The following is a 25,278-nucleotide window of genomic DNA, read 5'->3' on the forward strand; positions in this document are numbered from 1 at the left end:
GGTGTTGTGTGGTCTACCTGCTGCTCGTCGTGATTTTGGGAACGCTGATCTACGTCGGCTGGCGTGCCGCGCGATCCCAGGTCCACCGACCGAAGACGCGCGTCATCGGGCCCGACGACGATCCGGATTTCCTGCGGCGGCTGGGCCACGGCGATAACAACCCGCGCTAGGTTATGGCGACGGCCCGCCGCGCCCGGCTCCGCCGCGCTTGCGACCGTCGCGCCAGTTAGCCGAGGACGCCCGGGTTGCGCTGGTCGCCGGGGAATCCGTCGGCGACGATGGCGGCCAGCTCGGTGAGCGCTTCGCGAGTGGGCCGCCGCAGCCGCTCCAGGTCGATCTCGGCGCCCTCCTCGAGGTGCGGGTCGAAAGGCACCAGCTGGACCGCGCGGCAGCGCCGGGAGAAGTGCTCGATCACCTTGTTCATGTCGACCTTGCCGGGGCGCGGGCGCACCCCGTTGATGACCGCGATCGAATTGCGGACCAGGTCTTCGTGGCCGTGGGCGTCCAGCCAGTCCAGCGTGGCCGACGCGCTGCGCGCGCCGTCGATGGAGGCCGAGCTGACCACGACCAGGGCGTCGGCCCTGTCCAGCACCGACTTCATCACCGAGTGCAATAGTCCGGGGCCGCAGTCGGTGAGCACCAGGCCGTAGAACCGTTCCAGGATGTCCAGGATCCGCCCGTAGTCCTCGGCGCTGAAGGCCTCCGAAATCGCGGGGTCGGTCTCCGACGCGAGCACCTCCAGGCCGCTGGGACCCTTCGAGGTGTAGCGGCGCACGTCGCTGTAGCGCTCGATAGTTCCGGCGTCGTGCAGCAGCTGACGCACGGTCGCGGCGGTCTCCAGCGGGATCTTCTGGCTCAGCGTGCCGCGGTCGGGGTTGGCGTCCACGGCCACCACGCGATCGCCGCGAATGGAGGCGAAGGTGGCGCCCAGCGTCGCCGCGATCGTCGTCTTGCCGACACCGCCCTTCAGCGACAGGAACGCCACCCGATACGAGCCGCGCAATGGCCGGTTCACCTGGGCGACCAGGTTGTTGTAGCGACTGGCGCGGGGGCTTTCGCCCAGGTTGATCAGCCCGCCGGACATCTTGTACAGCAGCAGCCGCCACCCGTCGGACGGCGGTGGCTGGACCGGCCGCAGCAACATGCCGGTGGACAGCTCCGGATACGGCGTGTGCGGCAGGTGCTCGGGGCGCTGCGGCGCCCCCTGCATCTGGGTGGGCGGGGCGTCCGGCCCGGCGTAATAGGCGCCGTAGGCGGTCGGGTCGACGCGCGGGATGCCGGTGACCGGCGTGGAGTCCCACGGCGGCATGGCGCCGGGCCGCGGCGCGGTGGGCGGGGCCGCCTGCTGGTGTTCGGGAGTGGGGACGCGGCGCTCGGTGCGGAATCCGGCGAAGGCGCGAGTCGGGGCGTCCCCGCCCGACTCCGGTTGCGGTTCGGCCGCGTCCTGCTGGGCGGGCGCCGATGACGTCTGTGGGGGAATTTGCGTGGTTGGTTGTTCGGGCGCCCCCACGCCCGCCGTTGGATGCTCGGACACTGCATTCCCCCTTGTTGTGCGCTTTGTCGTGCGCTATTCCGTTGTGTGCGCTATTCGGGGCGGTTGTTCGCTCTCACCCGACGCCCGCATACGAATGCAGGCCGACAGTCACCAGATTAACGAAGAACAAATTGAAGACCATCGCCACGAACCCCGCGACGTTGATCCAGGCGGCTTTGCGGTCCCGCCATCCGGCGGTCGACCTGGCGTGCAGGTAGGCGGCGTATATCACCCACGCGACGAAGGACACGGTCTCTTTGGGGTCCCAGCCCCAATACCTGCCCCAGGCCTCTTCGGCCCAGATGGCCCCGAAGATGACGCCGAACCCGAAGACCGGAAACGCGAAGATCGTCGTGCGGTAGGCGATGCGGTCCAGGGTTTCCGCGTCCGGGAAGCGCCGCACCAGCCGGGCCGCGGCGCTGTCGGTATCGGGGTCCCCCAGCCGCGAGGTGCGCAGCAGGAACAGGATGCTGGCGATCCCGGCGACCAGGAACACCCCGGATCCCAGGCTGACGACCGACACGTGGATGGGCAGCCAGTAGGACTGCAACGCGGGCATCACGGGCGCGGCGTTGGTGTAGAGCCAGCGTCCCGACACCGTGAGCAGGATCAGCACCGGCAGCAGCAGAAAGACCCACAGCGGACGGTATTGGGGGCGGCGCAGCACGACGGCCCCGGCGATCAACCCGCACAGGCAGGTCAGGTTGATGAATTCGTACATGTTGCCCCACGGCACCCGCACCGTGGCCAGCCCGCGCAGCACCAGGCAGGCGAACAGCAGGCCGATGCCCAGGTACACCACGGACAACCCCGCCCGCCCGACGCGCTCGTCGAGCGGGCGCTGGGCCGGCTGTTCGACCACGCCGGGGGTGGCGGAGTCGGCGCTCACCGCGCCCGCCAACACCCGGGCGCGCTGGTCCGCGCGGCGCCCGCCGGCGTACGCGAGCTCGAAGGCCAGCAGCAGCAGCGCGATGACCAGCGCGACGACGGCCGACGTGAACGCCCAGTCGGAGTAGCGCGCCAGCTCGACGTTGACATGCAGCGTGTTCATGTGACGTCCACCTGAGAACTCCTTTGGGACGCGGGGGGCGTCTCGGCGCGGCCGGCCCCGCCCAATCCGTCCAGCAACCGCTCGGTCAATCGCTCGAACTCGTCGCCCCACCCGGAGTTGTCGGTGCGCGCCAGCCCGCCCAGCTCGACGTTCACCGTACCGGGTGTCCCGCCGGCGTCGGGCGTCAGACGGACCCACACGCGGCGGCGGCGCACCAGCAGCGACACCAGCAGACCGCCCATCATCGTGATCGCGAAGACGAGCACCCAGGTCTGGCCGGGGTCGTGGGAGACCTGAAGGTTGACGAACGGAACGGCGCCGACGAAGCGGATCACGGTGCCGGCGGCCGGTCCCTGGTCGATCCGGACCGCCTGGCCCGCGCGCAGGTTGACCCGCTTCTCCTTGGTCAGCCGGCCCTGCTCGATCAGCCGGGGATCGAGGGTGAACAGCGACTGGGGCCGCCCGGTGTCCAGGCCGGTGTCGCCGCGGTAGATGTCGACGGCCACCGCGGGGGCGTTCAGGGCCGGGAACCGCGACGACAGCAGCGTGCCGTCCAGCTGCTCGGTCGGCGCGAGCAGGCCCTGGATCGCGATCTGGTGCGAGCGGCGCTCCGCCGGGGTGGGATAGCTGCCGGCCGGCGGGTCGATGCGGGCCACGCCCGAGGAGAGCAGGGTCTGCGGATTGTCGGGTCGCCACTGCACGGTCGACGTGCGGACCTGCCCGTCCGGGAACGTGACGCTGAAGGTGGGCGCGTAGCCGTGCCCCTGCAGGTACACCCGGTCACCGCCGAGCCGCAGCGGGTGGTTGACCTCGAGCCGGTAATGCCGCCAGGTGTTGGCGGTCAGGTCCTCGCCGGACTGGTAGGCGATGTTCGCCGCGAACGAGGTGGCCTGCCCGGACGGCAGGTAGTGCGCCGCGAAGTCGTCGACCCGGATGCACAGCGGGTGCAACGAGGTGCCGTCGACGGTGTTGCCGGCCCGGAACGAGTCGAACGCGGCCGGCGACGCGGAACAGAAGCCGGGGCCGCCGTCGGCGATGACGATCACGTTGCCCTCGTAGCCGAACAGCTTGCCGACGGCCACCGCGACCAGCAGGCCCAGCAGCGAGAAGTGGAAGACGATGTTGCCGAATTCGCGGAGGTAGCCCTTTTCCGCGGACACCTCCACGACGTCTGAAGCCGCGCCGTCTTCGTGGCGGATGGCGGTGCGCCAGCCGCGCAGCCGGTCGGTGATCGCGTTGGCCAGGGTGTTGAGCTCTTCGGCGCCGGCCCGGATCTGGTGGCTGGCGTGCTTGGGCAGCCGGGCCAGGTTGCGCGGGGCGGCGACCGGGGTCGACCGCAGGCTGCGGACGTGCTCGATCATCCGTGGGGTGAGGCAGCCGACCAGGGACACGAACAGCAGCACGTAGATGGCGGTGAACCAGAAGCTGGAGAACACGTTGAACGCCTGCAGCCGGTCCAGCCAGGGCCCGATCACCGGGTGGGCCTTGAGGTAGTCGTCGACCTTGCCGGCGTTGAGGTTGCGCTGCGGCAGCAGGGCGCCGGGGATGGCGCCGAGCGCGAGCAGGAACAGCAGCACCAGCGCGGTGCCCATCGAGGTCAGCGCGCGCCAGGTGTTGCGGGCTTTTTGCGCGAACAGACGCAGAATCGCACTGGGGCCGGTCTTTTTGTGCGATTCTGCGTCTGTTCGCGGCTCTACTGGTGCGCTCAAATCGGGAGCCTCACGTCGGACACGAACGCGTCGCGCAGCCAGGAGACGAAGTCGTTCCACACCCCGGTGACCAGCAGGGCGCCGACGGTGATGAGCAGCACGCCGCCGAACACCTGGATGGCCCGGGTGTGCCGGCGCAGCCAGCCCAGGCCCGCCACGGCGCCCGCCGAGCCGAATGCCAACAGCACGAACGGGATCCCCAGCCCCAGGCAGTACGCGATCACCAGCACGATGCCGCGCGCCACGCTGGCGCCGTCGGTGGCCGAGGCGACGGTGATCACGCCGGCCAGCGTCGGCCCCAGGCACGGCGTCCAGCCCAGCGCGAACACCGCGCCCAGCACCGGGGCCCCGGCGACCGTCGTCAGCTGCCGCGGGCTGAACCGGGCCTGGCGCTGCAGGGCCGGGATGAGCCCGACGAACACCAGGCCCATCACGATGGTCAGCACGCCGCCGGCCCGCTGCAGCAACAGCTGGTTGGTGATCAGGGTGGTCGTCATGCCCAGGACGGCGACGGTGCCCAGGATGAACACCGCGGTGAACCCGGCGACGAACAGCGCCGCCGATCCCGCGACCCGCCAGCGCGCACCCGGCGGGGCTTTCACGGCGCCGGGGGGCGGTTGTTCGTCCACGCCGACGACGGCGGCCAGGTACGACAGGTAGCCGGGCACCAGCGGCACCACGCAGGGCGAGGCGAACGACACCAGCCCGGCCAACAGGCACGCGCCGAGCGCCACCAAAAGCGGTCCGGCGGCGGCGATCTGGGTGAAACCGGTCACTCGTGGGCCAATCGTTGCACCACCGGCTGCAGGTCGCCCGCCAGCATCTCGCGCAGGAAGACCGCCGCGACGCGGTGCTGACGGTCCAGGACCAGCGTGGAGGGGATCACGGTGGTGGGGTACTTGCCGCCGAACGCGATCAGCGTGCGCATGGCCGGGTCGTAGATCGACGGGAACGTGACCTGGCGGTCGTTGACGAAGTCCAGCGCCGCCTGCCGGTTGTTGTCGCGAACGTCGATGCCGAGAAACGACACCCCGGCGCCGCGGGTGGCGTCATACACCTGCTGCAGCTGGGTGACCTCGGCGCGGCACGGCCCGCACCACTGCCCCCAGACGTTGATGACCACCACCCGGCCGGCGAAGATCGGATCGTCCAGCGACAGCGTGTGCGCGGGGTCGGCCAGGTCGGGGCCCGCCAGGGTGCCGGGGCGGCCACGGCTGGACGGCGGGTCGTAGGAGATGTCGGTCTTGCCGCCGGGCGAGACGAACTCGAAGGTGCCGCCCTGGGCGACCGCGTCGTGGCCCGAGGAACAGCCGGCGAGCAGGCCGGAAACCAGGGCCGCCAGCGCGGCCCCGGTCATCGCCAGCCCTCGTATGTTCAAGGGGCCGCCGGCTCGGAATACTCGACGCCGGCCAGCCGGTCGCCGTCGTAGACCAGGGTGGTCACCGACGCGAGGCCGCATTGCCGCCGCCGCGGGTCGTGCCACAGCCGCTGACCGGTCAGGTGCAGGCGCAGCGTCCACACCGGCAGTTGGTGGCTGACGCACACCACCTCGTGGCCGGCGCCGCGGGCGCGGGCCTTGTCCACCGCCGTCTCCATCCGGGCCGCGATCTCGGTGTAGGGCTCCCCCCACGACGGCCGGAACGGGTTGCGCAGCTGCCACCACACCCTGGGGTCGCGCCAGGCGCCGTCGCCGGGGCTGACGCGCCGGCCCTGGAAGAAGTTGGCGGACTCGATCAGGTCCGGGTCGGTGTCGACGGGGAGGCCGTGCTTGGCGGCGATGGGCGCGGCGGTTTCCTGGGCGCGTTGCAGGGGCGAGGCGATCACCGCGACGATGTCGCGGTGGTCGAGGGCCTCGGCCACCGCGGCCGCCTGCGCCCGGCCCGCCTCGGACAGGTGAAACCCGGGCAGCCGCCCGTAGAGGACGCCGCTCGGGTTGTACACCTCGCCGTGCCGCACGACGTGCACCCGGGTCTGCTCGGCCATCAGGACTTCCCCTCCTCGGCTTCGGCGGCGGCCCGCGCCGCGGCCGGCAGCGCCTCGGCGATGCGGTCGAAGGCGCCGTCGTCGAGCGCGGTCGAGACGAACCACGCCTCGAAGGCGCTGCACGGCGGGTAGACGCCCGCGTCCAGCAGCGCATGAAAGAACGGTGGATAACGCCAGGTCTGGCTGGCGCGCGCGGAGCCGAAGTCCGTGATCGGAGTGTCGGAGAAGAACACGCTGAGCATGTTGCCGGCCCGCGGAATCTGGTGCGCCACACCGGCATTCGTCAACGCGTCGGAAAAGAGCCCGGCCAGGCGGTCGGCGTTGGCGTCCAGCGTCGTGTAGGCGGCGGCATCGGCGTTGCGCAGTGTCGCCAGCCCGGCGGCCATCGCGACCGGGTTTCCCGACAGCGTGCCGGCCTGATACACCGGGCCCAGCGGCGCCAGCCGCTCCATCACCTCGGCCCGCCCCCCGAAGGCGGCGGCCGGCAACCCGCCGCTCATCACCTTGCCGAAGGTGAACAGGTCGGCGTCGACGGGATCGATTCCGTACCAACCGCTTCGGCTGACACGGAAGCCCGTCATCACCTCGTCGATGATCAGCAGCGCGCCGTGTTCGGCGGTGATGGTCCGCAGTGCCGCGTTGTAGCCGGGCGCGGGGGGAACCACCCCCATGTTGCCGGGACTGGCTTCGGTGATCACCGCGGCGATCTGGTCGCCGAACCGGGCGAAGGTCTCGCGCACGGCCTCGATGTCGTTGTAGGGCAACACGATGGTGTCGGCCGCCGTCGCCCCGGTGACGCCCGGTGAGGACGGCAGACCCAGCGTCGCCACCCCGGAGCCCGCGTCGGCGAGCAGCGCGTCGACATGGCCGTGGTAGCAGCCGGAGAACTTGATGACCTTGGCCCGGCCGGTGAAGCCGCGGGCCAGCCGCACCGCGCTCATGGTGGCCTCGGTGCCGGAGTTGACCAGGCGGACCCGGTCGACCGGTGCCACCCGCCCGATCATCTCGGCGGCCAGCTCGCTCTCCGCAGGCGTGGGCGCCCCGAACGACAGGCCCGAGGCGGCGGCCTTCGCGACGGCGTCGACCACGGCGGGGTGGGCGTGGCCCAGGATCATCGGGCCCCACGAGCAGACCAGGTCCACGTAGCGGTTGCCGTCGGCGTCGGTCAGCCAGCAGCCGCGCGCCTGCGTGATGAACGGCGGCGTCCCGCCGACCGCGGTGAATGCTCGAACGGGAGAGTTCACGCCGCCCGGAATGACGGCGCAGGCGTCCTCGAACAGCCGCGCCGAGGCCGCCGTGGCCCGAGGGGCTCCGGTGGCGTGCGCGGTCGCCCGATCACTGCTTCCCATGACGACTAGTGTCCCAGCCTTCGCGGCCCGTCCAACTACAGGGTGTAGCAGGGCAGGCCGGTCGGCCGGTCAGGCCCCTTGCCGTTCGGCTTCCTGCGCCTTTTGATAGTCGTGGCGCGCGGCGTCGCGTTCCTTTTCCGCCGCGCGCTGGTGCGCGGCGACATCGCCGAGGCGCTGGGCGACCGCGCGCTCATGGACTTCGGCGGCCCGCTCGTGCGCGACGGCGGCGTCGTAGTGGCGCTGCACTCCGCGGCGGTGAGCCTCCTCGTCGCGCTCGTGCGACGCCTCGGCGCGCTCGGCGGCGCGGCGCGCGTCGTCCACGGTGACGGCCTTGCCCGCGGCGAGTTCCTCCCCCCGGCGCACCAGCTCCTCCGCGCGCCGGGCGGCCTCGTTACCTGCCGCCTGCCCCATGAGACGACATTAGACCCGTGGCCCCACAAAGATCGGGTTGTCCTGGCCCGGGGCCTGCGAGTTGGATGGGAGGATGCAACTCCCCCAAGGACTTGCCCGGTTCAACCGTCACGTCACCAACCCGATCCAGCGGATGTGGGCCGGTTGGCTCCCGTCCTTCGGGATCCTGGAGCACGTGGGGCGGCGCTCGGGCAAGCCGTACCGCACACCAGTGAACGTGTTTCGCACCGAGGTCGACGGCAAACCCGGGGTGGCGATCCTGCTGACGTATGGCCCCGACCGGGATTGGCTGAAGAACCTGACCGCGGCGGGCGGCGGGCGCCTACGCACCCGGGGCAAAACCGTGGGTGTCGCCGATCCGCGCGTGGTCTCCAAGGCCGAGGCGGCGGCGCACGTGTCCCGCGGCGTGCGACGGGTTTTCGCCAGGCTGCCGTTCGAGCAGGCGGTATTGCTCACCCTGACGTCCTGAACGCGCGGGTGATGCGGATCGCGGCGATCGTCGAGCGGGCGGTCGGCCTCGAGGGCGGTCGACGCGGCGGGCCCGCCAACGCGGTGGTCAACTTCTCCGGTCACACCGTCTCATTGGTCGCGGTGATCGCCGACGTGATCCGGGGCGGGCGGCCCGTGGCGGGCGTGGCGTTCAACTCGATCGGGCGGTTTGCGCAGAGCGGGATCCTGCGCGACCGGATGATCCCGCGGGTAATGGCCGCCTCCCCCGACACGCTGCTGGATGCGTCCGGGTTCCTCGATCCGGCCGCGGTCGTGGCGCGCGCGCTGGCCGACGAGAAACCCGGCGGTCATGGGGACCGGGCGGCCGCAGCGGGAGCGCTGGAACTGGCGTGCTGGGACCTCAACGCCAAGCTGCGCGACGAGCCCGCGTGCGTGACGATCGCCCGCCACGCCGGGCGGGATCCCGCGCCGGCGGTGCCGGTGTATGCCGCCGGCGGCTACTACTACGCCGAGGGCGGCGTCGAGAGGCTGCGCCGCGAAATGCGCGGGTACCTCGACCTCGGCTATGACGCGGTCAAGATGAAGATCGGCGGCGCCGCGCTGGGCGAGGACCTGACGCGGATCGAGGCCGTCGTCGACGCCGTCGGCGACGCGGGACGGGTCGCGGTCGACGCGAACGGCCGCTTCGTCCGCGCACAGGCCACCCGCTGGGCGGACGCGCTGGCCCCCTACGGCCTGCGCTGGTACGAGGAGCCGGGTGATCCCCTCGATTACGCGCTGCACCGCGCGGTGACGGACCGCTACGACGGCGCGGTGGCCACCGGCGAAAACCTGTTCTCGGTGCCGGACGTCACAAACCTGGTTCGCTACGGGGGCATGCGGCCGAATCGTGATGTCTTCCAAATGGATCCGGGGCTGAGCTACGGGCTGGGCGAGTACATGCGGATGCTCGACGTCCTGGAGGCTCATGGTTTCGATCGCCGGTTCGCGTTTCCGCACGGCGGGCACCTGATCAACCTGCACGTCGCCGCCGGGCTCGGCTTGGGCGGGTGTGAGGCTTACCCGGGAGTGTTCGCGCCGTTCGGCGGCTATTCCGATGCCTGCGTGGTCTCGGGCGGCCGGATCGCGCCAACGGACGCAGCCGGGTTCGGCCTCGAGGAGAAGGCCGGCCTGGCCGAACTGATCGCGGAGCTGACCGGAGGGTGCGGATGAAGATCGCGGTAATCGGTTGCGGGGCAATGGGTTCCATTTACGCCGCCCGGCTGGCGACCGCGGGTAACGACGTGCTGGCCATCGACCGCCACGAGCCCAGCGTCGAACGGATCAGCCGCGACGGCCTGCGGGTCACCGGCCCGGGCTACGACCGGGTGGTGCCGCTGCGGGCCAGCACCACCGCGCCGGACGAGCCGATGGATCTGATCGTGCTGGCGATCAAGGCGGCCGACGTGACAGTCGGTGCGCGCCAAGCCCTTCCGATGCTGGGGCCGGCCACACCGGTGCTGACCATCCAGAACGGTTTGGGATCGGCGGAGACGGTCGCCGGCATCGTCGGCGCCGAGCGCGTCGCCGTCGGCATCGCCAGCGGGTTCGGGGCGTCGCGGGTGGCCCCCGGCCATGTGCATCACAACGCCATGCGGGCGATGCGCTTCGGCGCCCACTCGTCGCTGCCGCATGCGACGGTCGAAACGATCGCGCGGGCCTGGACCGACGCCGGATTCGACGCCGCCGCGGTCACCGACATCGCCGCCATGCAGTGGGAGAAGCTCATCTGCAACGCCGCCTACAGCGCGCCGTGCGCGCTGACCGGCATGACCGTCGGCCAGGTGATGGACGATCCGGAGATGGCTCCGGTCAGCCGGGCCGCCGCCACCGAGGCGTGGACCGTCGCCCGCGCGTCCGGCATCGCGGTGGCCGTCACCGACCCTGTCGCCCACGCGCGCGACTTCGGCGCGCAGATGCCCGACGCCAAACCGTCGGCGCTGCTGGACCACGAGGCCCGCCGCGTCAGCGAGATCGACGTCATCAACGGCGCGGTGCCGCGCCAGGGCGCACGGGTCGGCGTCGCGGCGCCGGTGAACGCGACGCTGACCGCCTTGATCAAAGCGATCGAACGGCAGTGGGGCTGACCGGGCTCCGCTAGAACGGGCCAGGACGGGTATACGGCACCGGCACGCGCCGCGATGAGAGGAAGCCGCCGATGACCGACACCGTCACCGACTCGGGCCGCGAGCAGCGCCTGACCGAGCGCGTCGAACAGCGCACGCGGGCTGAGGGACCGCGCGCCGGTGTGTGCTCAGTCGCCGGGAGCCACGCCGACGCGTCCGCGCCGCCGGGCGACGACGTAGAGCCCGATCACCACCGCCCAGGACAGCAGGCCGAGCCACAGCTGACTGCGCGCCCGCTGATCGAACGCCATCTGCACCAGCACCGCGGTGATCCCGGCCAGGGTGAGGATGGACAGCACCGGGAAGAACCACATCTTCACCGTCAGCTTGTCCGCGGGTGTGCGGCGGCGCAGGACGATCTGCGACAGCGCGATCAGCCAGTAGACGAACAGGATGACCGCGCCAGATGAGTTGAGCAGGAACAAGAATACCGTGTGGGGCGCGACCCGCGCCATGATGACACACCCGAATCCGACGGCCGACGAACACAGGATCGCGAGATAGGGGACGCCGCGGCCGCTCAGCCGGACCAACCGCTTCGGCGCCTCCCCCCGATCGGCGAGGACGAACAGCATGCGCGACGCCGTGTACAGCCCGGAGTTCAAACACGACAGCACCGCGGTGAGCACGACCGCGTTCATCACCTGATCCGCTCCGGGCAACCCCATGTGCTTGAGCGCGGCCACGTACGGCGAGCCGCCGAGTTGCACCGCGTCCCACGGCAGGATCGCGACGAGCAGGAAGACCGAACCGACGAAGAAGATGCCGATGCGCACCACGACCGACCTGGTCGCCCTTTGGACTGCGAGCTCGGGGTCGCGGCTTTCCGCCGCGGCGACGGTGACGATCTCGGCGCCCACCATCGAGAAGATCACCACCACGATCGCGGCGAACACCGCGCCCACACCGTGAGGAAAGAACCCGCCGTGTGCGTGCAGGTTGGCCAGGCCCCCGGGATGGCCCGGCACCAGGCCCAGGACGTACGTCGAGCCGACGGCGAGGAAGATCGCGATGCTCGCGACTTTGATTCCGGCGAACCAGAATTCGAACTCCCCGAACGACGTCACGGAGAAGAGGTTGGTCGCGGTCATCAACACCATCAAACCCAGCGACAGCGCCCAAAGCGGCGCGTGCAACCAGTAGGTGAGGACTTTACCGCCGGCGACCGCCTCGAAGCCCACCACGATCACCCAGAAGTACCAATACAGCCAGGCGACCGAAAACCCCGCCCATCGGCCCAGGGCGCGGGCCGCGTAGTCGGCGAACGAACCCGTCGACGGGTTCGCGGCCGCCATCTCGCCCAGCATCCGCATGACCAGGACGACGAGCAGGCCGCACAGGGCGTAGGTGAGGAATGCGGCCGGCCCGGTGTCCTTGATCACCACGCCGGATCCGACGAACAGGCCGGCACCGATCACGCCGCCGAGCGCGATCATGCTGAGTTGGCGCTGCGACAGGCCTTGGCGCAGTTGCGAAGTGCCAGCCATGACCAGCCACCCCCTGCGCGCATCCCGGTGTTGGTTATCAACCACAGCACATCGAGCGCCGCGACACCAGGTCCGCGCCCCTAAAGATACAGGTCGCGCTCGCGGATCAGCGCCGTGGCGACCACGCTAATGACCGCTGTCGCAACCAAATACCCGCAGGCTAGCCACGGCGCACCGCGGCGGGCGGCGATCAGCGCGGTCAATATCATCGGGGTGACCCCGGAGGCGTAGATCCCCGAGACCTGGTAGGCGAACGACAGCCCGGTGTAGCGGGTGCTCGTGGGATACAGGGCGGAATACAGCGTGCCCTGTGCCCCGTAGAACAGCGCGTGCACGACGCCGAAGACGATGATCATCGCCAGGCCGAACCACAGCAGCTTCTTGGTGCCGAACAGGGCGAAGGCGGGGAAGGCCGTCAGGCCGTAGCAGGCGATGCCCACCAGGTACACCCGTCGCGCACCGAAGCGCTCGGTCAATCGTCCCGAAATCGGCAGCAGCACAGCCATCAACAACGCGGCGATGGTCACGGCCACCAGGACCGACACCCGGTTCAGCCCCAACGCTCCCGTCGCGTAACTGATCGCGAACACGCCCCAGGTGTTGAAGGCCGAGCCTTCCGCCCAGCGCGACAGCAACCCGAGCAGCGTGTTGCGCCGCGAGCGGGGCTCGCGAACGATGTCCCGCAGCGGCACGGTGGACGCGGCCTGCAGGTCTTGCAGCTCCCGGAACGCGGGAGTCTCGTCGACCCGCAACCGCACCACGATGCCGATCACCACCAACAGCAGGCTCAGCAGGAACCCGATGCGCCAGCCGTACGCGAGGAATCGGTTCGGCCCCAACACAATCTGCAAGAACGCGAATATGCCCGTACCCATGGCCAGTCCGAGCGCCAGCCCGACTTGTGGGACGGCACCATAGCGGCCGCGCCGGTCGTCGGGGCTGTGTTCGACGGCCAACAGCACCGCGCCGCCCCACTCGCCGCCGAGCGCGAAACCCTGCAGCACGCGCAACACCAGCAGCAGTACCGGTGCCCACGCCCCGATCTGCGTAGCGGTCGGCAACAGCCCGATCAATGCCGTCGCGCCGCCCATGATGAGCATCGTCAAGGCCAGGCTGCGCTTGCGACCGATCCGGTCACCGATGTGACCGAACACCACGCCCCCGATGGGCCGCATGACGAACCCGACGGCGAAGGTGGCGAATGCCAATAGTGTCCCCACCAAGGAACTTTCATTCGGAAAGAACACCTTGTTGAAGACCAGTCCGGCCGCGGTGGCGTACAGGAAGAAGTCGTACCACTCGACCGTGGTCCCCAACAGGCTCGCCGCGACGACGATGCGCAACCGCCGACGCCGCTGGTCGGATCGCTCGGCGACCGGATACGCATCGGCCAGCCCGGCGGCGGGTGCCGATGCGGGCAACGTGGCGGCCATGGCCCTTAGTGCGCCGACGCGACCGCGAAGGGCGTCGCCGCGGCCGGATGCGACTGGCGGTTGGGGTGACGCCACAGGCCCATCCGCTCCAGAATCGGCAGCACGCCCTCGCCGAACCAGTAGGCCTCCTCCAGATGCGGATATCCCGACAAGATGAACTGGGTGATCCCCAAATTGGCGTATTCGGCCAGCCGTTCGGCGACCTCGGCGTGCGACCCGACCAGTGCGGTGCCCGCTCCCCCACGCACCAGGCCCACACCGGCCCACAGGTTCGGCGCGATCAGCAACTTGCTGCTGTCGCCGCCGTGCAGCTCCCGCATCCGGCGCTGGCCCTCGGATTCGCTGCGTGCCAGGCTGTCCTGAACCCGTGCGATGTCGGCGGGGTCGATGGCGGCCAGCAACCGGTCGGCCTCCGCCCATGCCTGCGCGGACGTGTCACGGCTGATCACGTGAATCCGCAAGCCGTACCGCAGGATTCGTCCGGCGTCAACGGCCAGCCCACGGACCCAGTCCAACTTCTTGGCGACCGCGGTCAGCGGCTCGCCCCAGGTGAGATACACGTCGGAGTGCTTGGCCGCCACCGGCCCCGCGGCCGCCGACGACCCGCCGAAGAACACCGCCGGTATCGGATCGGGCGGGTTGTTCAGTTGCGCGCCTTCGACCCGGATGTGCTCGCCGGAGAAGGTCACCGGCTCCCTCGAGGTCCACAGCTGCCGCACCACGTGCAAGAACTCGGCGGTGCGGGCGTAGCGCGCCTGCTTGTCCAGGAAGTCCCCGTAGGCGCGCTGCTCGTGCGGTTCGCCACCGGTGACGACGTTGAGCAGCAGGCGTCCGGCCGAGTGCCGCTGGAAGGTCCCGGCCATCTGGGCCGCCAGGGTGGGACTGAGCAGCCCGGGCCGAAAAGCCACCAGAAATTTCAGGGTCGCGGTCGATTCGACCAGCATCGCCGTCGTCAACCACGCGTCCTCACACCACAATCCGGTGGGGGTGAGAACCGCCTCGAATCCGTTGTCTTCGGCGGCCGTACAGATCTGGTGCAGGTACCGCAGCGTGGCGGGCCGGTCGCCGGACATCGGCGTGCCGTGCCCGCCCGCGACCAGATTCCGCGAATCGCCGTAGGTCGGCAGAAACCAATGAAACGCGAGACTCACGTCACAATCCTCTTTCGCCCCTGTGCACAGAAAGCTCCATCCTTCGCAATCCGCAGCCGTCGGGCGAGGGTTGAAACCTTCGAGATTGCATTCCCGGCGCGGGGGTCTGCCGCTGCGCCAGAAGGCAATACGATCGCAATGTTTCCGGTGGTGGCAAGACTCGTCGCCACCGCTACGATGTGAGCCGACGCCGCAACCCGTCGCGGAGGCCCCCTCCCGCCGGGCCGTCCGTGTCGCCCGTAAAGATCACCGCATCGTGACCGAAAGGTCACGCCAGATCACACAATGCTTCCAATACGGCGTGGCTCGGCGGGTAATCCCCGCTACGGGCGGCATCATTGCGATCATGCCTGACCTCACACGCCGGGCGGTGCTCCGGATGGGCGCCGGTGCCAGCCTCGGAGCCGCCGGCGTGTACGCGTTCAGCTCGCTGCTGGCCGCGGAGACGTCGCAGGCCGCGACGCTGCCGCAAGCTCCCGCCCCGTTCGAGCCGCCGACGGCGGGCAGCGCCCTGCCGAACAGGCTGACCGGGTCGTTCGTGTCGGCGGCCCGTGGGGGCATCAAGACCAACTACGTGATCGCCATGCCGCCCGGCCAGAGCAAGATGCTGCGTCCGGTGATCGCGCTGCACGGTGTGGACGGCGACGCCAACCAGATGATCGACATGGGCGTGCCCGACGGGCTGGCCCGGCTGGCCAAGGAGGGCAAGCCGCCGTTCGCGGTCGTCGGCGTCGACGGGGGCAACACCTACTGGCACAAAAGGACTTCCGGCGAGGACTCGGGCGCGATGGTGCTCGACGAGCTGCTGCCCATGCTGTCCACGATGGGTTTCGACACGTCCCGGGTCGGCTTCATGGGGTGGTCGATGGGCGGATACGGGGCGCTTCGTTTGGGCGCCAAGTTGGGCCCGTCCCGGACCGCCGGAATCTGCGCCATCAGCCCGGCCCTGTACACGTCGTACGCGACGAGCGCCCCGGGCGCGTTCGACAGCAACGAGGACTTCGTGCAGAACAGCGTGATGGGTGTGCCGGCGCTGAATTCCATTCCGCTGCGCGTGGATTGCGGCAACTTCGACCGCTTCTATTTCGCCACAAAGCAATTCGTCTACCAGTTGAAGACGCCGCCGGCGGGCAGCTTCTCGCTCGGCGGTCACGACGTCGCCTACTGGCGCAGCCAACTACCCGGCGAACTCGCCTGGATGGCGACCTGAGCCAACGATGACACTTCGGGAGGAATCAGTCGCCGGCAGCCCACACCGCGTGGAGCGGCGGATTACCCGAAGGGGATTCCGGCCCGACATCGAGGGGCTGCGCGCCGTCGCGGTGATCGCCGTCGTGCTCTACCACGCCGGCATCCCCGGGGTCAGCGGCGGCTACATCGGGGTGGACGTCTTCTTCGTCATCTCCGGCTTCCTCATCACCGGGCTGCTCTTCCGGGAGGCGGCCGCCACGAATACCGTTGCGCTGGGCCGCTTTTACGGCGCGCGAGCCCGGCGGCTGCTGCCGGCCGCGGCCATCGTCGGCACCGTCACCGCCATCGCCGCCGCCGCGGTGCTGCCGCCGCTACAGGCCCGCAGCGTGTTCCTCGACGGCATTGCCAGCGCGCTGTACGTCGGTAACTATCGGTTCGCCCTGCGCGGCACCGACTACCTGACCACCGACGCGCCGTCGCCGTTCCAGCACTACTGGTCGCTGGGCGTCGAGGAGCAGTTCTACCTCGTGTGGCCGGTGCTGATCATCGCCATCGCGTGGTTGGTCCAGCGCGTCCCGCTCCTGCGCGGCGCCGCTAAGCGGGCGGCGCCGTACGCGGCGGTCCTCGCGGTGGTCGCCGTCGCGTCGTTGACGGCGGGAGCGCTGTGGACCCGGACGTCGCCGTCGTGGGCGTTCTTCTCGCTGCCGAGCCGGGCCTGGGAACTGGCGGCCGGCGGCCTGGTGGCCCTGTCGCTCCAGCAGTGGCGCCGCCTGTCGCTGCTGACCGCGTCGATCGCCGGGTGGGGCGGCCTGGTGTTGATCCTGCTGACCTGCACCCAGCTGGGCGCCCACACCCCCTACCCCGGCGTCGAGGCGCTGCTGCCCGTGCTGGGCACCGCGCTGATCGTCGGCGGCGGAGCCGTCACCGGCGGGCTCGGGCCCGGCCGGCTGCTGTGCCGCCCGGCGATGCGCGCCATCGGCCGCATCTCCTACTCCTGGTACCTGTGGCACTGGCCGGTGCTGCTGCTGATGCCGGCGCTGCTCGGCGAGCCCGCCGGGCTGCCGGCCCGTCTGAGCGCGACGGCCGTGTCCGCCGGGCTGGCCGTCATCACGCTGCATCTGGTGGAAAACCCGGGCCGCTTCGCCGCGGCCCTGCGCCGCTCGGCGAAGGTCAGCCTGGCCGTGGCGGGCGGGGCCAGCGCCGCCACGGCGTGTGCATGCATGCTGCTGCTGAACGTGATCCCCGCGCCGGTGGGCCACGGCGTCGCGGCGCCGCGGGCCAATATCGTCGCGGCGCCCCCGGCCGGCGTCGCCGCCGTCAGCCCGCAGGAAGCGGCGGTCCGTCAGGCCTTCGACCAGGCGCGCGTCGTGCTCGCGGGGGCGGCCGGCCTGCGCGCCGTCCCGTCGAACCTCGACCCCCCGCTGGACAAGGCGCCGGCCGACAAGGCCGCCGTGTTCGTCAACGGCTGCGTGCGGTCCTGGCGCGACGTCGGCCAAAGCGAATGCGCGACCGGCGATACCGCCTCGCCGACCACCGTGGCCCTGATCGGCGACTCGCACGCCGCCATGTGGAACCCGGCGTTCGAGCAGCTCGCCGAGCAGCGGCACTGGCGGCTGGAGACCCTGGCCAAGGTGACATGCCCGCTGCAGGACCTGCACATCGTGAGCCCGTATCTGGGCCGCGAGTACACCGAATGCGAGCAGTGGCGCGCCGACATCATGGGCCGGATGAACGCCGAACACCCGCGCCTGGTCGTGCTGGACATGAGCCGGCGTTACGGCGGGGACTTCGGCTTCACCTCCTACGATCCGGCGTGGATCGACACCCTGGGACGCACCGTGGCGCAATTGCGCGCCACCGGCGCCACCGTCCTGGTGCTGGGGCCCGCCGCCGATCCGCACTCGCCCGCCCCGACCTGCCTGTCCGCCCACCTCGACGACGCAACCGCTTGTGCGCCAACGCGTTCCGCGGCCGTCAACGACGATGGGATCGCCGCCGAGCGCGCCGCGACCGTCGGCAACGGCGGGCATTACGCGGACCTGACCGACCTGTTCTGCGCCCCCGACCGCTGCCCGCTGATCGTCGGCAACACCCTGGTGTTCCGCGACGACAACCATGTGACGACGCAGTACGCGCGGCTGCTGGCGCCGGTGATGGGTGTGCTGGTGGACCGCGCCGTGGCGGACGGGTGAACGGCGATGAACTTCTCGCGGCGGACGAACGTCAGATCAGTGAAGGGTTTTTGGAGGGTTTAGCTCATGTCTCCACTGCTGCTGGTCTGCATCGCGGTCGCCGCGCCCTTCGCCGGAGTCGGCCTGCTCCACCTGCAAGATCGCCTGGAGCGGTGGGACTACGAGCGCCACGCGGAGGACTAGGCGGCCCGTAGCAAAGGAACCTTGCGAGTAAATCCGCATGGCGTATGTCTGGTTCTACGCGTTTGCGCTGATGTTTTTACACCCCTGGCGCCCGCATGCTGGCTAACATGATCAGCATTGATCCGCCGGCCGACATGCCGCTGCTGAACTGGAGCGAGCAGATCGTGAGCGAGCTGCCCACTGGAACCGTGACGTTGCTGCTCGCCGACGTCGAAGGCTCCACGCGGTTGTGGGAAACCCAGTCCGAGACCATGACAACCGCGCTCGAGCAGCTCAACCACACCGTGAACGATCTGGTCGCCCACTACGGCGGCGTGCGGCCCGTCGAACAGGGCGAGGGCGACAGCTTCGTGGCCGCGTTCGCGCGCGCCAGCGACGCCGTCGCGTGCGCACTGAAGCTGCAGCTAACCGTGCAGCCGCCGATCCGCATCCGCATCGGCCTGCACACCGGGGAGATTCAATTGCGCGACGCCGGCAACTACGCCGGGCCCACCATCAATCGGACCGCGCGGTTGCGTGACCTCGCCCACGGCGGGCAGACCGTGCTGTCCGGCGCGACCGAGCCGTTGGTGATCGACCGGCTGCCGACCGACGCGTGGCTGACCGAGCTGGGTGAGCACCCGCTACGGGATCTGCCGCGGCCGGAACGGGTCGTCCAACTCAACCATCCCGGTCTGCGCAACGACTTCCCGCCGTTGCGCGTGGCGAATGACGGTGCCAGTTCCCGTCTTCCGAGCCAGTTGACCAGCTTCGTCGGGCGCGGCACCCAGATCAGTGACATCGGGCAGGCCCTGCGCGACAACAGGTTGGTGACCCTGACCGGCGCGGGTGGGGTGGGAAAGACGCGGTTGGCGGTGCAGGTCGCCGATGTGATAGCCGGGGAGTCCGCCTGCGGGGCTTGGTTTGTCGATCTCGCCCCGGTGACCAACCCCCTCGTCGTGCCCGTCACCGTGGCGCGCACTCTGGGTCTTCCCGACCAGCCGGGCCGCTCCACCATGGAAACGCTGTCGAGGTTCGTCCGCAATCGAAAGATGCTGCTGATCCTGGACAATTGCGAGCACCTGCTGGACGCCAGCGCGGCGCTGGCCGTGGCCCTGCTCGACGCGGGCCCGGATGTCACCGTGCTGGCGACCAGCCGGGAGCCGATCGGCATCGCCGGAGAGCTCACCTGGCGCGTGCCGTCGCTGTCGGTGGATGGCGAGGCCGTCGAGTTGTTTATCGACCGGGCCCGCCGTACACGGCCGGATTTCCGTCTGTCCGAGGACAATTCGGCCGCGATCGTTGAGATCTGCCGGCGCCTGGACGGCATGCCGCTGGCGATCGAGCTCGCCGCCGCGCGCACCCGCACGCTGTCGCTGACCCAGATCGTCGATGGTCTCCACCACAACTTCCGCCTGCTCGCCGGAGGCGCGCGCACCGCGGTCCGCCGTCAACAGACGCTGCGCGCCTCCATCGACTGGTCGCACGCCATGCTCACCGAGCCCGAACGCATCCTGTTTCGCCGCCTGGCCGTGTTCATGGGCGGCTTCGATCTCGATGCCGCCCACGCGGTGGGCGCCGACGCGGACGTGGAGCACTTTCAGCTCGTCGATCAGCTCGGACTGCTCGTCGACAAATCGCTGATCGTCACCGAGGAAGTCGACACGATGATGCGATACCGCCTATTGGAGACCGTCCGCCAGTACGGACTGGAAAAGCTTGCCGAATCGGGCGAGGCCGAGGCGGTGCGGACCCGTCACCGCGACCACTACACCGCGGCCGCCGCGACGCTGGAATCGCAGACCCGCGGCGACGGGACGCCGTTGGTCCCGTGGGGCGAGCTCGAGATGGACAACCTGCGGGCGGCGCACGCGTGGAGTTGTGACGCCGGTGAGTTCGGCCCTGCGCTGCAATTGGTTTCAGCGTTGCAGCGACTGTGGGTGACGCGCGGGCGGTTTCGGGAGGGCGTCGCGGGGTTCGAGGCCGTCTTCACCGACGAGCGGTACCGCGACGACGACGTCGCTCCCGAGACCTGGATACGCGCCGTTGCCGACGCCGGATTGCTGGCGGTCTGGTTCTCCGTCCCGGCCAGCCTGCAGCGGGCGGAAGAGGCGTTGGCCGCCGCCCGCGAAGTCGGCGACCGGACGCTCGTCGCGCACTGCCTAATGACCTGCGGCATGCTGGCCATCGGCAACCCCGAGTTGGCGGAACCGTATCTCGCCGACGGCGTACAACTGGCTCGCGCGTCGAAAGATGCTGCGGCGCTTTGTCACCTGCGCGCCTATCAGAGTTTCGCCGAGGGCGTCGCCGGAGACCCCATCGCTGCGCAGGCGGCCGGCGAGGAGGGACGAGACCTCGCCGACGAACTCGGTGACAGCTTCATGTCCCGGTACAGCCGGACGTTCCTTGGGACTGCGCTGGCAACACAGGGCAAGCTGGCCGAGGCGCTCTCTGTGGCCCGTTCGCTGGTCGAGGAGGCGCGGGCCGCCGGGGACCGACCGATGGAAACGTTCGGCCTGATCGTATTGGCGCAGGTGCTCGCGTTCACCGACCCCGCGGCGGCGAGCACGGCGGCCGAAGCCGCCCTGGAAGTCGGAGCCGCCTTGGGTGGATTCCACGAGGATTCGGCCTACGTATCCCTGGCCAATGCCGCGCTGGCCAGAGACGATGCCGTCGCCGCCAAACAGGCCTGCGACGCCGCCTTGCGGCACACCTACCCGCTGAAGGAGCTGTTGACCCGAAGCACGCTGCCGATGGCCGAGGCGGCCATGGGCTGTGGTGATCTCGTCGCTGCCCGTCGTTGGGCCGACGACACGGTCCAGACCGTTCCGGGCTGGCATCGGCTGATGGCGCTGATCGCGCGCGCCCGGGTCGCCGTCGCGCAGGGCGAGCCGCAGCAGGCCGACCGCGACCTGCACGACGCCCTCGAAGTCGCCGAGCGCACCGGCGGATACCTGCACCTCCCGGACACGCTCGAATGCCTCGCCGCGCTGGCCGCCGCCACCAACCCCGAGCACGCCGCGCGGCTTCTCGGGGCGGCCGAAGCCGTGCGGCAGCGCCACGCCGAGGTTCGCTTCAGGGTCTTTGATGCGGATTACGCTGCTTCACTGGCGGCCATACGTAAAGCATTGGGGCAAACAAACTTTGAATCCGCCTGGTCCGAAGGCATGGCGCTGTCCACCCCCGAGGCCATCGCGTACGCGCAGCGGGGTCGCGGCGCGCGCGGCCGGCCGGCCAGCGGATGGGAGTCACTCACGCCGACCGAGCGCGATGTCGTTCGGCTCGTCAGCGAAGGGTTGCCCAACAAGGACATTGCGACGCGCCTGTTCGTCTCACCACGCACCGTGCAGACCCACCTGACACACGTCTACGCCAAACTCGCCGTGTCGTCGCGGGTGCAACTCGCGCAGGAGGCGGCCCGTCACGTCGACAGCTGAGTACGGATCAGCGGCGCGATCTTGTCCGCCATGTACTGGTGCCCCGCGTCGTTCGGGTGCACGCCGTCGGGGCCGATCAGGTCGGGCCTGCCGACGAACCAGTGCTCGGCGATCGGGTCGATGAACGTCGCCCCGGCGGCCCCCGCCGCGCCGCCCAGGACGTCGCGAATCAGGAACATCGCTGGCGGAACGTCGGCGGTCGGCCACGGCGGACCGATCACCAGCAAGCGCGCGGCCGGCGCAAACCGGCGCGCCAGATCCAAAGCGGCGTGGGTCTTTTCGGTCAGCAGCAGGGGATCGATACCCTGGTCGTTGCGGGAGCCGAAGAACACCACCAGCGCGTCATCGGGGTGGACGGCCCTGGCGGTCAGGTCCTCGAAGGTGCTGCCGTGGTCGCCGGGCGCGGCGTAACCGGCGCGGCCCTCGGCCGCCACATCGGCCGAAACCCGCGAGCCCCGCGCACCGAGCGCCTGCCACGCGCGCGACGGCCACGACCGCGCGCCCAGGCCGCCCTCATCGGTACCGGTGGTGTACGAATCGCCGATGACTGCCAGGTGATTCAGCCGGAAGTCCAGCGTCAGCGTCGCGTAGGTGCGCACCTGCGGTGGGTATGCGATGCCCACGCCCCCCAGAAAACTCAACCCAATGAGAAAGGTGGCCAGACGACTCACTCATACCTCCACTGTCAACGGCATGGTCGGGTGCCGCCGTGTTCTCATCGAATATTGCCCGTGACTCGCGGCCGGGCGCAAAAGCAGCCATCACACCGCGCGGACCGAAATCGCTTCCAGCGGACGGTCGATCGGATGGGGCTTGCCGTTCGTCGACTCGCCAGGATCACTCCTCGCGTTCACGGCCCGGACGTCGACCATCTTGCGCATCCAGCGGCGGGCGGGCTCTTCGACGGCGTGATACAACACGATCGAAAGGACCACGGCAATCGCGAGCAGACCGATGACGTTCCATTTCCACGGATTGTCCTGCGTTGCGAGCTCGAATTGTTCCACGGCCCAACCCCAGGACGTGTGCACCAGCTCGTGAACCATGTACAGGCAGAACGAGATCTGACCGCCGTACACCATCACCCGCGTCGACAACATCCTCGGCAGGCTCCCCAAGCCGACGGCCAGCGAGATCACCAGCGGAACGAACAACACGTCGACGACGCCGCCGCTGTCGTTTTCCACCACCCCGGATATCGGGTGTGCGCCAAACCAATACAGGACGCCCACCATCGCGGCCAACAGAAGCAGCGAGATGTACCCCGCGACGCGGCGGCCGCGGTCGGTCAGCCGCAATCTGCGCACGGCGGCACAGGCCAGCGCGCCAGCGGTGAACTGCGTGACGATCCGCGGCAGCCAGCTCCACGGCGTGTAGAAGTGCCCGCTGGCCAGCAGCATCACCACCGGCGGCAACGACGCCGCGAATGCCAGCACCATGAGGCTGCGCGCCCGCGTCGCCTGCTTCATCCGCAACAACACCAACACCAGCAGGGCGAAAAGCACGTACGCCAGCCATTCGGCGCTGATCGACCAGGCCGGCCCATCCCAGCTCGAGTCGTCGAAGAACGGCACAAACCACAACTGCACCAACAGGATCTGCCGCACGTAGCTGACCGCGGTGAGCGAGGCGGCGTCCGGCGACGGCACGTGGCCCACGTGCAGGGTGAAGATCACCCACAGGGCGGCGAGGTGCAACGTGACCAGGTACACCGGCCATACCCGGGCCAGCCGCAGCCACAGGAAGTGCAGGGTGGCACGGGTCGACCAGGACCGTCCCATCCGGTCGAGGTAGTTGTACGTCAGCACGAAGCCGCTGAGGATGAAAAAGAGGTCGACGCCCTGGGCGCCACAGTTGAGGACGGGGGCCAGCGCGTCGCGGAAATCGGGCGACGCATCCCCGAGCATCGGCCGGAAGTGAAACAGCACCACCCAGAGCGCGGCGACAATACGGAGTCCCGTCAGGGCCTTGATTTCGCCCCGGATCTCTCCGCCCCGCACGCTGCTCTTCCCGTCTGGATCCTGCCGTTCCGTTCTCCTGCTATCGGCTGAGCGGGCGATCTCGCCATTTCGCAAGCCCCCCCGACTAGCAACCGGCAGCCATGGCAGCCTAGCAGCGCAATCGCCGACATGCGGGGACGGTTGTGGTGTGGCACACGGCCTTCAGGGCCGCCCGGAATGCGCGACGTCGATTATGGAGGTTTGCTCGCCGCGAAATCGCATTTTGCTTCTTAGCAAAGCGTTAGGCGCGGCTACCGGTGTCCTTAGGCTTGCGGCCTAGCGTTTAAGGCAGCTTTGGTGAGCGGGGAGGCGCGCCCCAAGGCCAGCGCGAGCGACACGGAGAGTGAGGGGTCCTCATGACGATCGCAGGCACCGGGAGTCGCCACGACAACTGCGTCTTTGAGTGCGATGGCGCTCAGGTGCGGGCGCACTACCGCCACTTGGCGACAGTGGTGCATATCCGCGGCGAAATCGACGACGCCAATGTCGACCGCGTCAGTCGCCACATTCGGCGTTTCACGCTCGGGGAAAACCCTGTGGTGCTCGATGTCGCCGATGTCGGTCAATTTGCTGAGGCCGGTATTTCGCTCTTGTATGCGTTCGATGCCGATTGTCGGGCCGCCGGTGTGGATTGGACGCTGGTGGCCAGCTCGGCGGTCATCGCGGTGCTCGAGGACACCGATCATGACGCCAATTTCCCGCTGATGCGCTCCGTTCAGGAGGCACTGCGCGACCGGGCCGACGCCATCAGGGTCCGCCGCACGATGGCGTTGCCGCTGGTCAGGAAGACGTCGTAGCGCCGGAGCGGGCACGCCGCAGCCTGGCCGCGCCGACGACCACCAGCACGCCGGCGCTCGTCAACAGCACGAGTGTCAGAAGCAACAGCTGCGGGTCATAGACCACCGACGTCGTAAAGGGCTGCCCCTCCGCGATGGGCGCGACGGCCACCGTGTGATGCGAGCGCGTCCAGCTATATCCCGAGCCCGCGAGGGCGGCGACCGCCACGGCGAGCTCGACCAGCGCTCGGTAGCTGGCGATCATTGCGCGGGCCCGGCCTGATCGCCGGCGGGGTCGTCCGGATCGCCGTCGATGACGTCGGTGCCGGTGGGCTCCACCCGCTCTTGGACCAGCGGAGTCAGGGCCGCCCGCAGCTGGCGATGACGGCGCGCCCACGCCTGGGCGGTGCGGCCGTTGGTGAGCTTGAGGCCGATGCCGATCCGTCCGCGCGGCACCCCGACCAACTCGCCGAGCGCCCGCGCCGACTGCCAGCGCGCCAGCTCCTTGCCGGAGGCTTCGTGGTTCTCGGGCTCGGGATAAACCCTGACGATCTCGCGGACCAAGATGGTCTCGGTGCCTTGGCGCAGGGCGTCTTCGGTCAGCTCGACCGAGACGTGGATCCGCGCCGCCTTCACCTGCAACCCCACGAACGCCGACACCAGGACGAAGAAGATCGCGGGGACCACGAGCGACACCTTGGCACCGCTCCAGATTTCGATCAGGACCATGGCCGCCGCCGAGGCCGGGCCGCACGCCACCCACCACCAGGTGGCGCCGGGTTCGTAGAACAACGGCT

General features: G+C 69.7%; 23 protein-coding genes. 8 read left to right on the forward strand and 15 right to left on the reverse strand.

The features are described from left to right. The first annotated feature begins 8 nt into the window (after positions 1 to 8). Entirely contained in the window at positions 9 to 170 is a 162-nt protein-coding gene (locus K883_RS27440; RefSeq protein ID WP_008261085.1) for a hypothetical protein, read from the forward strand. 56 nt (positions 171 to 226) lie between these two features. Here the strand turns inward: K883_RS27440 and K883_RS05610 are convergent, their stop codons facing one another. The 8 genes from K883_RS05610 to K883_RS05645 all read right to left on the reverse strand — a co-directional run bounded on the left by K883_RS05610 (position 227) and on the right by K883_RS05645 (position 8,037). Beyond that, positions 227 to 1,534: a MinD/ParA family ATP-binding protein gene (locus tag K883_RS05610; protein WP_036453970.1), complete on the reverse strand. Its 1,308-nt coding sequence runs from the start codon at positions 1,532 to 1,534 to the stop codon at positions 227 to 229. 73 nt (positions 1,535 to 1,607) lie between these two features. Then, positions 1,608 to 2,585 carry a c-type cytochrome biogenesis protein CcsB gene (gene ccsB / locus K883_RS05615; protein ID WP_009952545.1) on the reverse strand — a complete coding sequence of 326 codons (978 nt, stop codon included), beginning with the start codon at positions 2,583 to 2,585 and terminating at the stop codon, positions 1,608 to 1,610. After that, the gene (locus tag K883_RS05620; protein ID WP_036453973.1) at positions 2,582 to 4,177 is read right to left on the reverse strand and encodes a cytochrome c biogenesis protein ResB; all 1,596 of its coding nucleotides are present in this window, start codon (positions 4,175 to 4,177) and stop codon (positions 2,582 to 2,584) included. Before K883_RS05620 ends, ccsB begins: the two co-directional genes overlap by 4 nt. Positions 4,178 to 4,290: 113 nt before the next feature. Then, positions 4,291 to 5,070 carry a cytochrome c biogenesis CcdA family protein gene (locus K883_RS05625; RefSeq protein WP_008261093.1) on the reverse strand — a complete coding sequence of 260 codons (780 nt, stop codon included), beginning with the start codon at positions 5,068 to 5,070 and terminating at the stop codon, positions 4,291 to 4,293. Next, positions 5,067 to 5,651, reverse strand: a complete 585-nt coding sequence (locus K883_RS05630) for a TlpA disulfide reductase family protein (protein WP_036453975.1) — start codon at positions 5,649 to 5,651, stop codon at positions 5,067 to 5,069. The genes K883_RS05625 and K883_RS05630 overlap by 4 nt, the downstream gene beginning before the upstream one ends. 17 nt (positions 5,652 to 5,668) lie before the next feature. Then, entirely contained in the window at positions 5,669 to 6,277 is a 609-nt protein-coding gene (locus K883_RS05635; RefSeq protein WP_036453977.1) for a histidine phosphatase family protein, read from the reverse strand. Further along, complete coding sequence (hemL, locus tag K883_RS05640; protein ID WP_036453979.1) at positions 6,277 to 7,626, reverse strand: glutamate-1-semialdehyde 2,1-aminomutase; 1,350 nt, start codon at positions 7,624 to 7,626, stop codon at positions 6,277 to 6,279. The genes K883_RS05635 and hemL overlap by 1 nt, the downstream gene beginning before the upstream one ends. A 69-nt stretch (positions 7,627 to 7,695) precedes the next feature. Continuing rightward, positions 7,696 to 8,037 carry a hypothetical protein gene (locus K883_RS05645; protein WP_008261101.1) on the reverse strand — a complete coding sequence of 114 codons (342 nt, stop codon included), beginning with the start codon at positions 8,035 to 8,037 and terminating at the stop codon, positions 7,696 to 7,698. A 73-nt stretch (positions 8,038 to 8,110) separates the two neighbouring features. On the opposite strand from K883_RS05645, the gene K883_RS05650 reads away from it, so the two are divergent. Genes K883_RS05650 through K883_RS05660 form a run of 3 tightly spaced genes read left to right on the forward strand, consistent with a single transcriptional unit; the run spans position 8,111 to position 10,613 of the window. Continuing rightward, positions 8,111 to 8,506, forward strand: coding sequence for a nitroreductase family deazaflavin-dependent oxidoreductase (locus K883_RS05650; RefSeq protein WP_008261103.1), 396 nt, complete (start codon positions 8,111 to 8,113; stop codon positions 8,504 to 8,506). Positions 8,507 to 8,517: 11 nt separating this feature from the next. Then, the gene (locus tag K883_RS05655; protein WP_008261105.1) at positions 8,518 to 9,699 is read left to right on the forward strand and encodes an enolase C-terminal domain-like protein; all 1,182 of its coding nucleotides are present in this window, start codon (positions 8,518 to 8,520) and stop codon (positions 9,697 to 9,699) included. Next, a complete protein-coding gene (locus K883_RS05660; RefSeq protein WP_008261107.1) occupies positions 9,696 to 10,613 on the forward strand; it encodes a ketopantoate reductase family protein in 918 nt (305 codons plus the stop codon). The genes K883_RS05655 and K883_RS05660 overlap by 4 nt, the downstream gene beginning before the upstream one ends. 167 nt (positions 10,614 to 10,780) lie before the next feature. Here K883_RS05660 and K883_RS05665 read toward each other — a convergent pair whose 3' ends face one another. The 3 genes from K883_RS05665 to K883_RS05675 all read right to left on the reverse strand — a co-directional run bounded on the left by K883_RS05665 (position 10,781) and on the right by K883_RS05675 (position 14,723). Beyond that, a complete protein-coding gene (locus tag K883_RS05665; RefSeq protein ID WP_036453980.1) occupies positions 10,781 to 12,139 on the reverse strand; it encodes an amino acid permease in 1,359 nt (452 codons plus the stop codon). Between the two features lie 80 nt (positions 12,140 to 12,219). Continuing rightward, a complete protein-coding gene (locus K883_RS05670) occupies positions 12,220 to 13,572 on the reverse strand; it encodes an MFS transporter (RefSeq protein ID WP_036453982.1) in 1,353 nt (450 codons plus the stop codon). A 5-nt stretch (positions 13,573 to 13,577) separates the two neighbouring features. Continuing rightward, a complete protein-coding gene (locus K883_RS05675; protein WP_014942971.1) occupies positions 13,578 to 14,723 on the reverse strand; it encodes an LLM class flavin-dependent oxidoreductase in 1,146 nt (381 codons plus the stop codon). A 346-nt stretch (positions 14,724 to 15,069) separates the two neighbouring features. Between K883_RS05675 and K883_RS05680 the strand changes: the two genes are divergently transcribed. The 3 genes from K883_RS05680 to K883_RS05690 all read left to right on the forward strand — a co-directional run bounded on the left by K883_RS05680 (position 15,070) and on the right by K883_RS05690 (position 21,705). Beyond that, entirely contained in the window at positions 15,070 to 15,933 is an 864-nt protein-coding gene (locus K883_RS05680) for an alpha/beta hydrolase (RefSeq protein WP_179300164.1), read from the forward strand. Between the two features lie 49 nt (positions 15,934 to 15,982). Beyond that, a complete protein-coding gene (locus tag K883_RS05685; protein WP_014385863.1) occupies positions 15,983 to 18,106 on the forward strand; it encodes an acyltransferase family protein in 2,124 nt (707 codons plus the stop codon). Between the two features lie 278 nt (positions 18,107 to 18,384). Further along, complete coding sequence (locus K883_RS05690; protein WP_014712424.1) at positions 18,385 to 21,705, forward strand: LuxR C-terminal-related transcriptional regulator; 3,321 nt, start codon at positions 18,385 to 18,387, stop codon at positions 21,703 to 21,705. Here K883_RS05690 and K883_RS05695 read toward each other — a convergent pair. Together K883_RS05695 and K883_RS05700 are read right to left on the reverse strand one after the other, a co-directional pair. Then, positions 21,690 to 22,376: an Rv0518 family GDSL lipase gene (locus K883_RS05695; RefSeq protein WP_036453986.1), complete on the reverse strand. Its 687-nt coding sequence runs from the start codon at positions 22,374 to 22,376 to the stop codon at positions 21,690 to 21,692. The genes K883_RS05690 and K883_RS05695 overlap by 16 nt on opposite strands. Positions 22,377 to 22,466: 90 nt before the next feature. Next, a complete protein-coding gene (locus tag K883_RS05700; protein ID WP_014712426.1) occupies positions 22,467 to 23,705 on the reverse strand; it encodes an acyltransferase family protein in 1,239 nt (412 codons plus the stop codon). Positions 23,706 to 24,061: 356 nt separating this feature from the next. On the opposite strand from K883_RS05700, the gene K883_RS05705 reads away from it, so the two are divergent. Further along, the gene (locus K883_RS05705) at positions 24,062 to 24,502 is read left to right on the forward strand and encodes an STAS domain-containing protein (RefSeq protein WP_014712427.1); all 441 of its coding nucleotides are present in this window, start codon (positions 24,062 to 24,064) and stop codon (positions 24,500 to 24,502) included. Here K883_RS05705 and K883_RS05710 read toward each other — a convergent pair. Together K883_RS05710 and K883_RS05715 are read right to left on the reverse strand one after the other, a co-directional pair. Beyond that, positions 24,486 to 24,746 carry a hypothetical protein gene (locus K883_RS05710; RefSeq protein ID WP_008261140.1) on the reverse strand — a complete coding sequence of 87 codons (261 nt, stop codon included), beginning with the start codon at positions 24,744 to 24,746 and terminating at the stop codon, positions 24,486 to 24,488. The genes K883_RS05705 and K883_RS05710 overlap by 17 nt on opposite strands. Continuing rightward, the gene (locus tag K883_RS05715) at positions 24,743 to 25,273 is read right to left on the reverse strand and encodes a DUF3093 family protein (protein WP_008261142.1); all 531 of its coding nucleotides are present in this window, start codon (positions 25,271 to 25,273) and stop codon (positions 24,743 to 24,745) included. The genes K883_RS05710 and K883_RS05715 overlap by 4 nt, the downstream gene beginning before the upstream one ends. Positions 25,274 to 25,278 lie beyond the last annotated feature (5 nt).

This window comes from Mycobacterium sp. TKK-01-0059 (genome assembly GCF_000709305.1).
In the GTDB taxonomy this organism is placed as follows: Bacteria; Actinomycetota; Actinomycetes; order Mycobacteriales; family Mycobacteriaceae; genus Mycobacterium; species Mycobacterium intracellulare.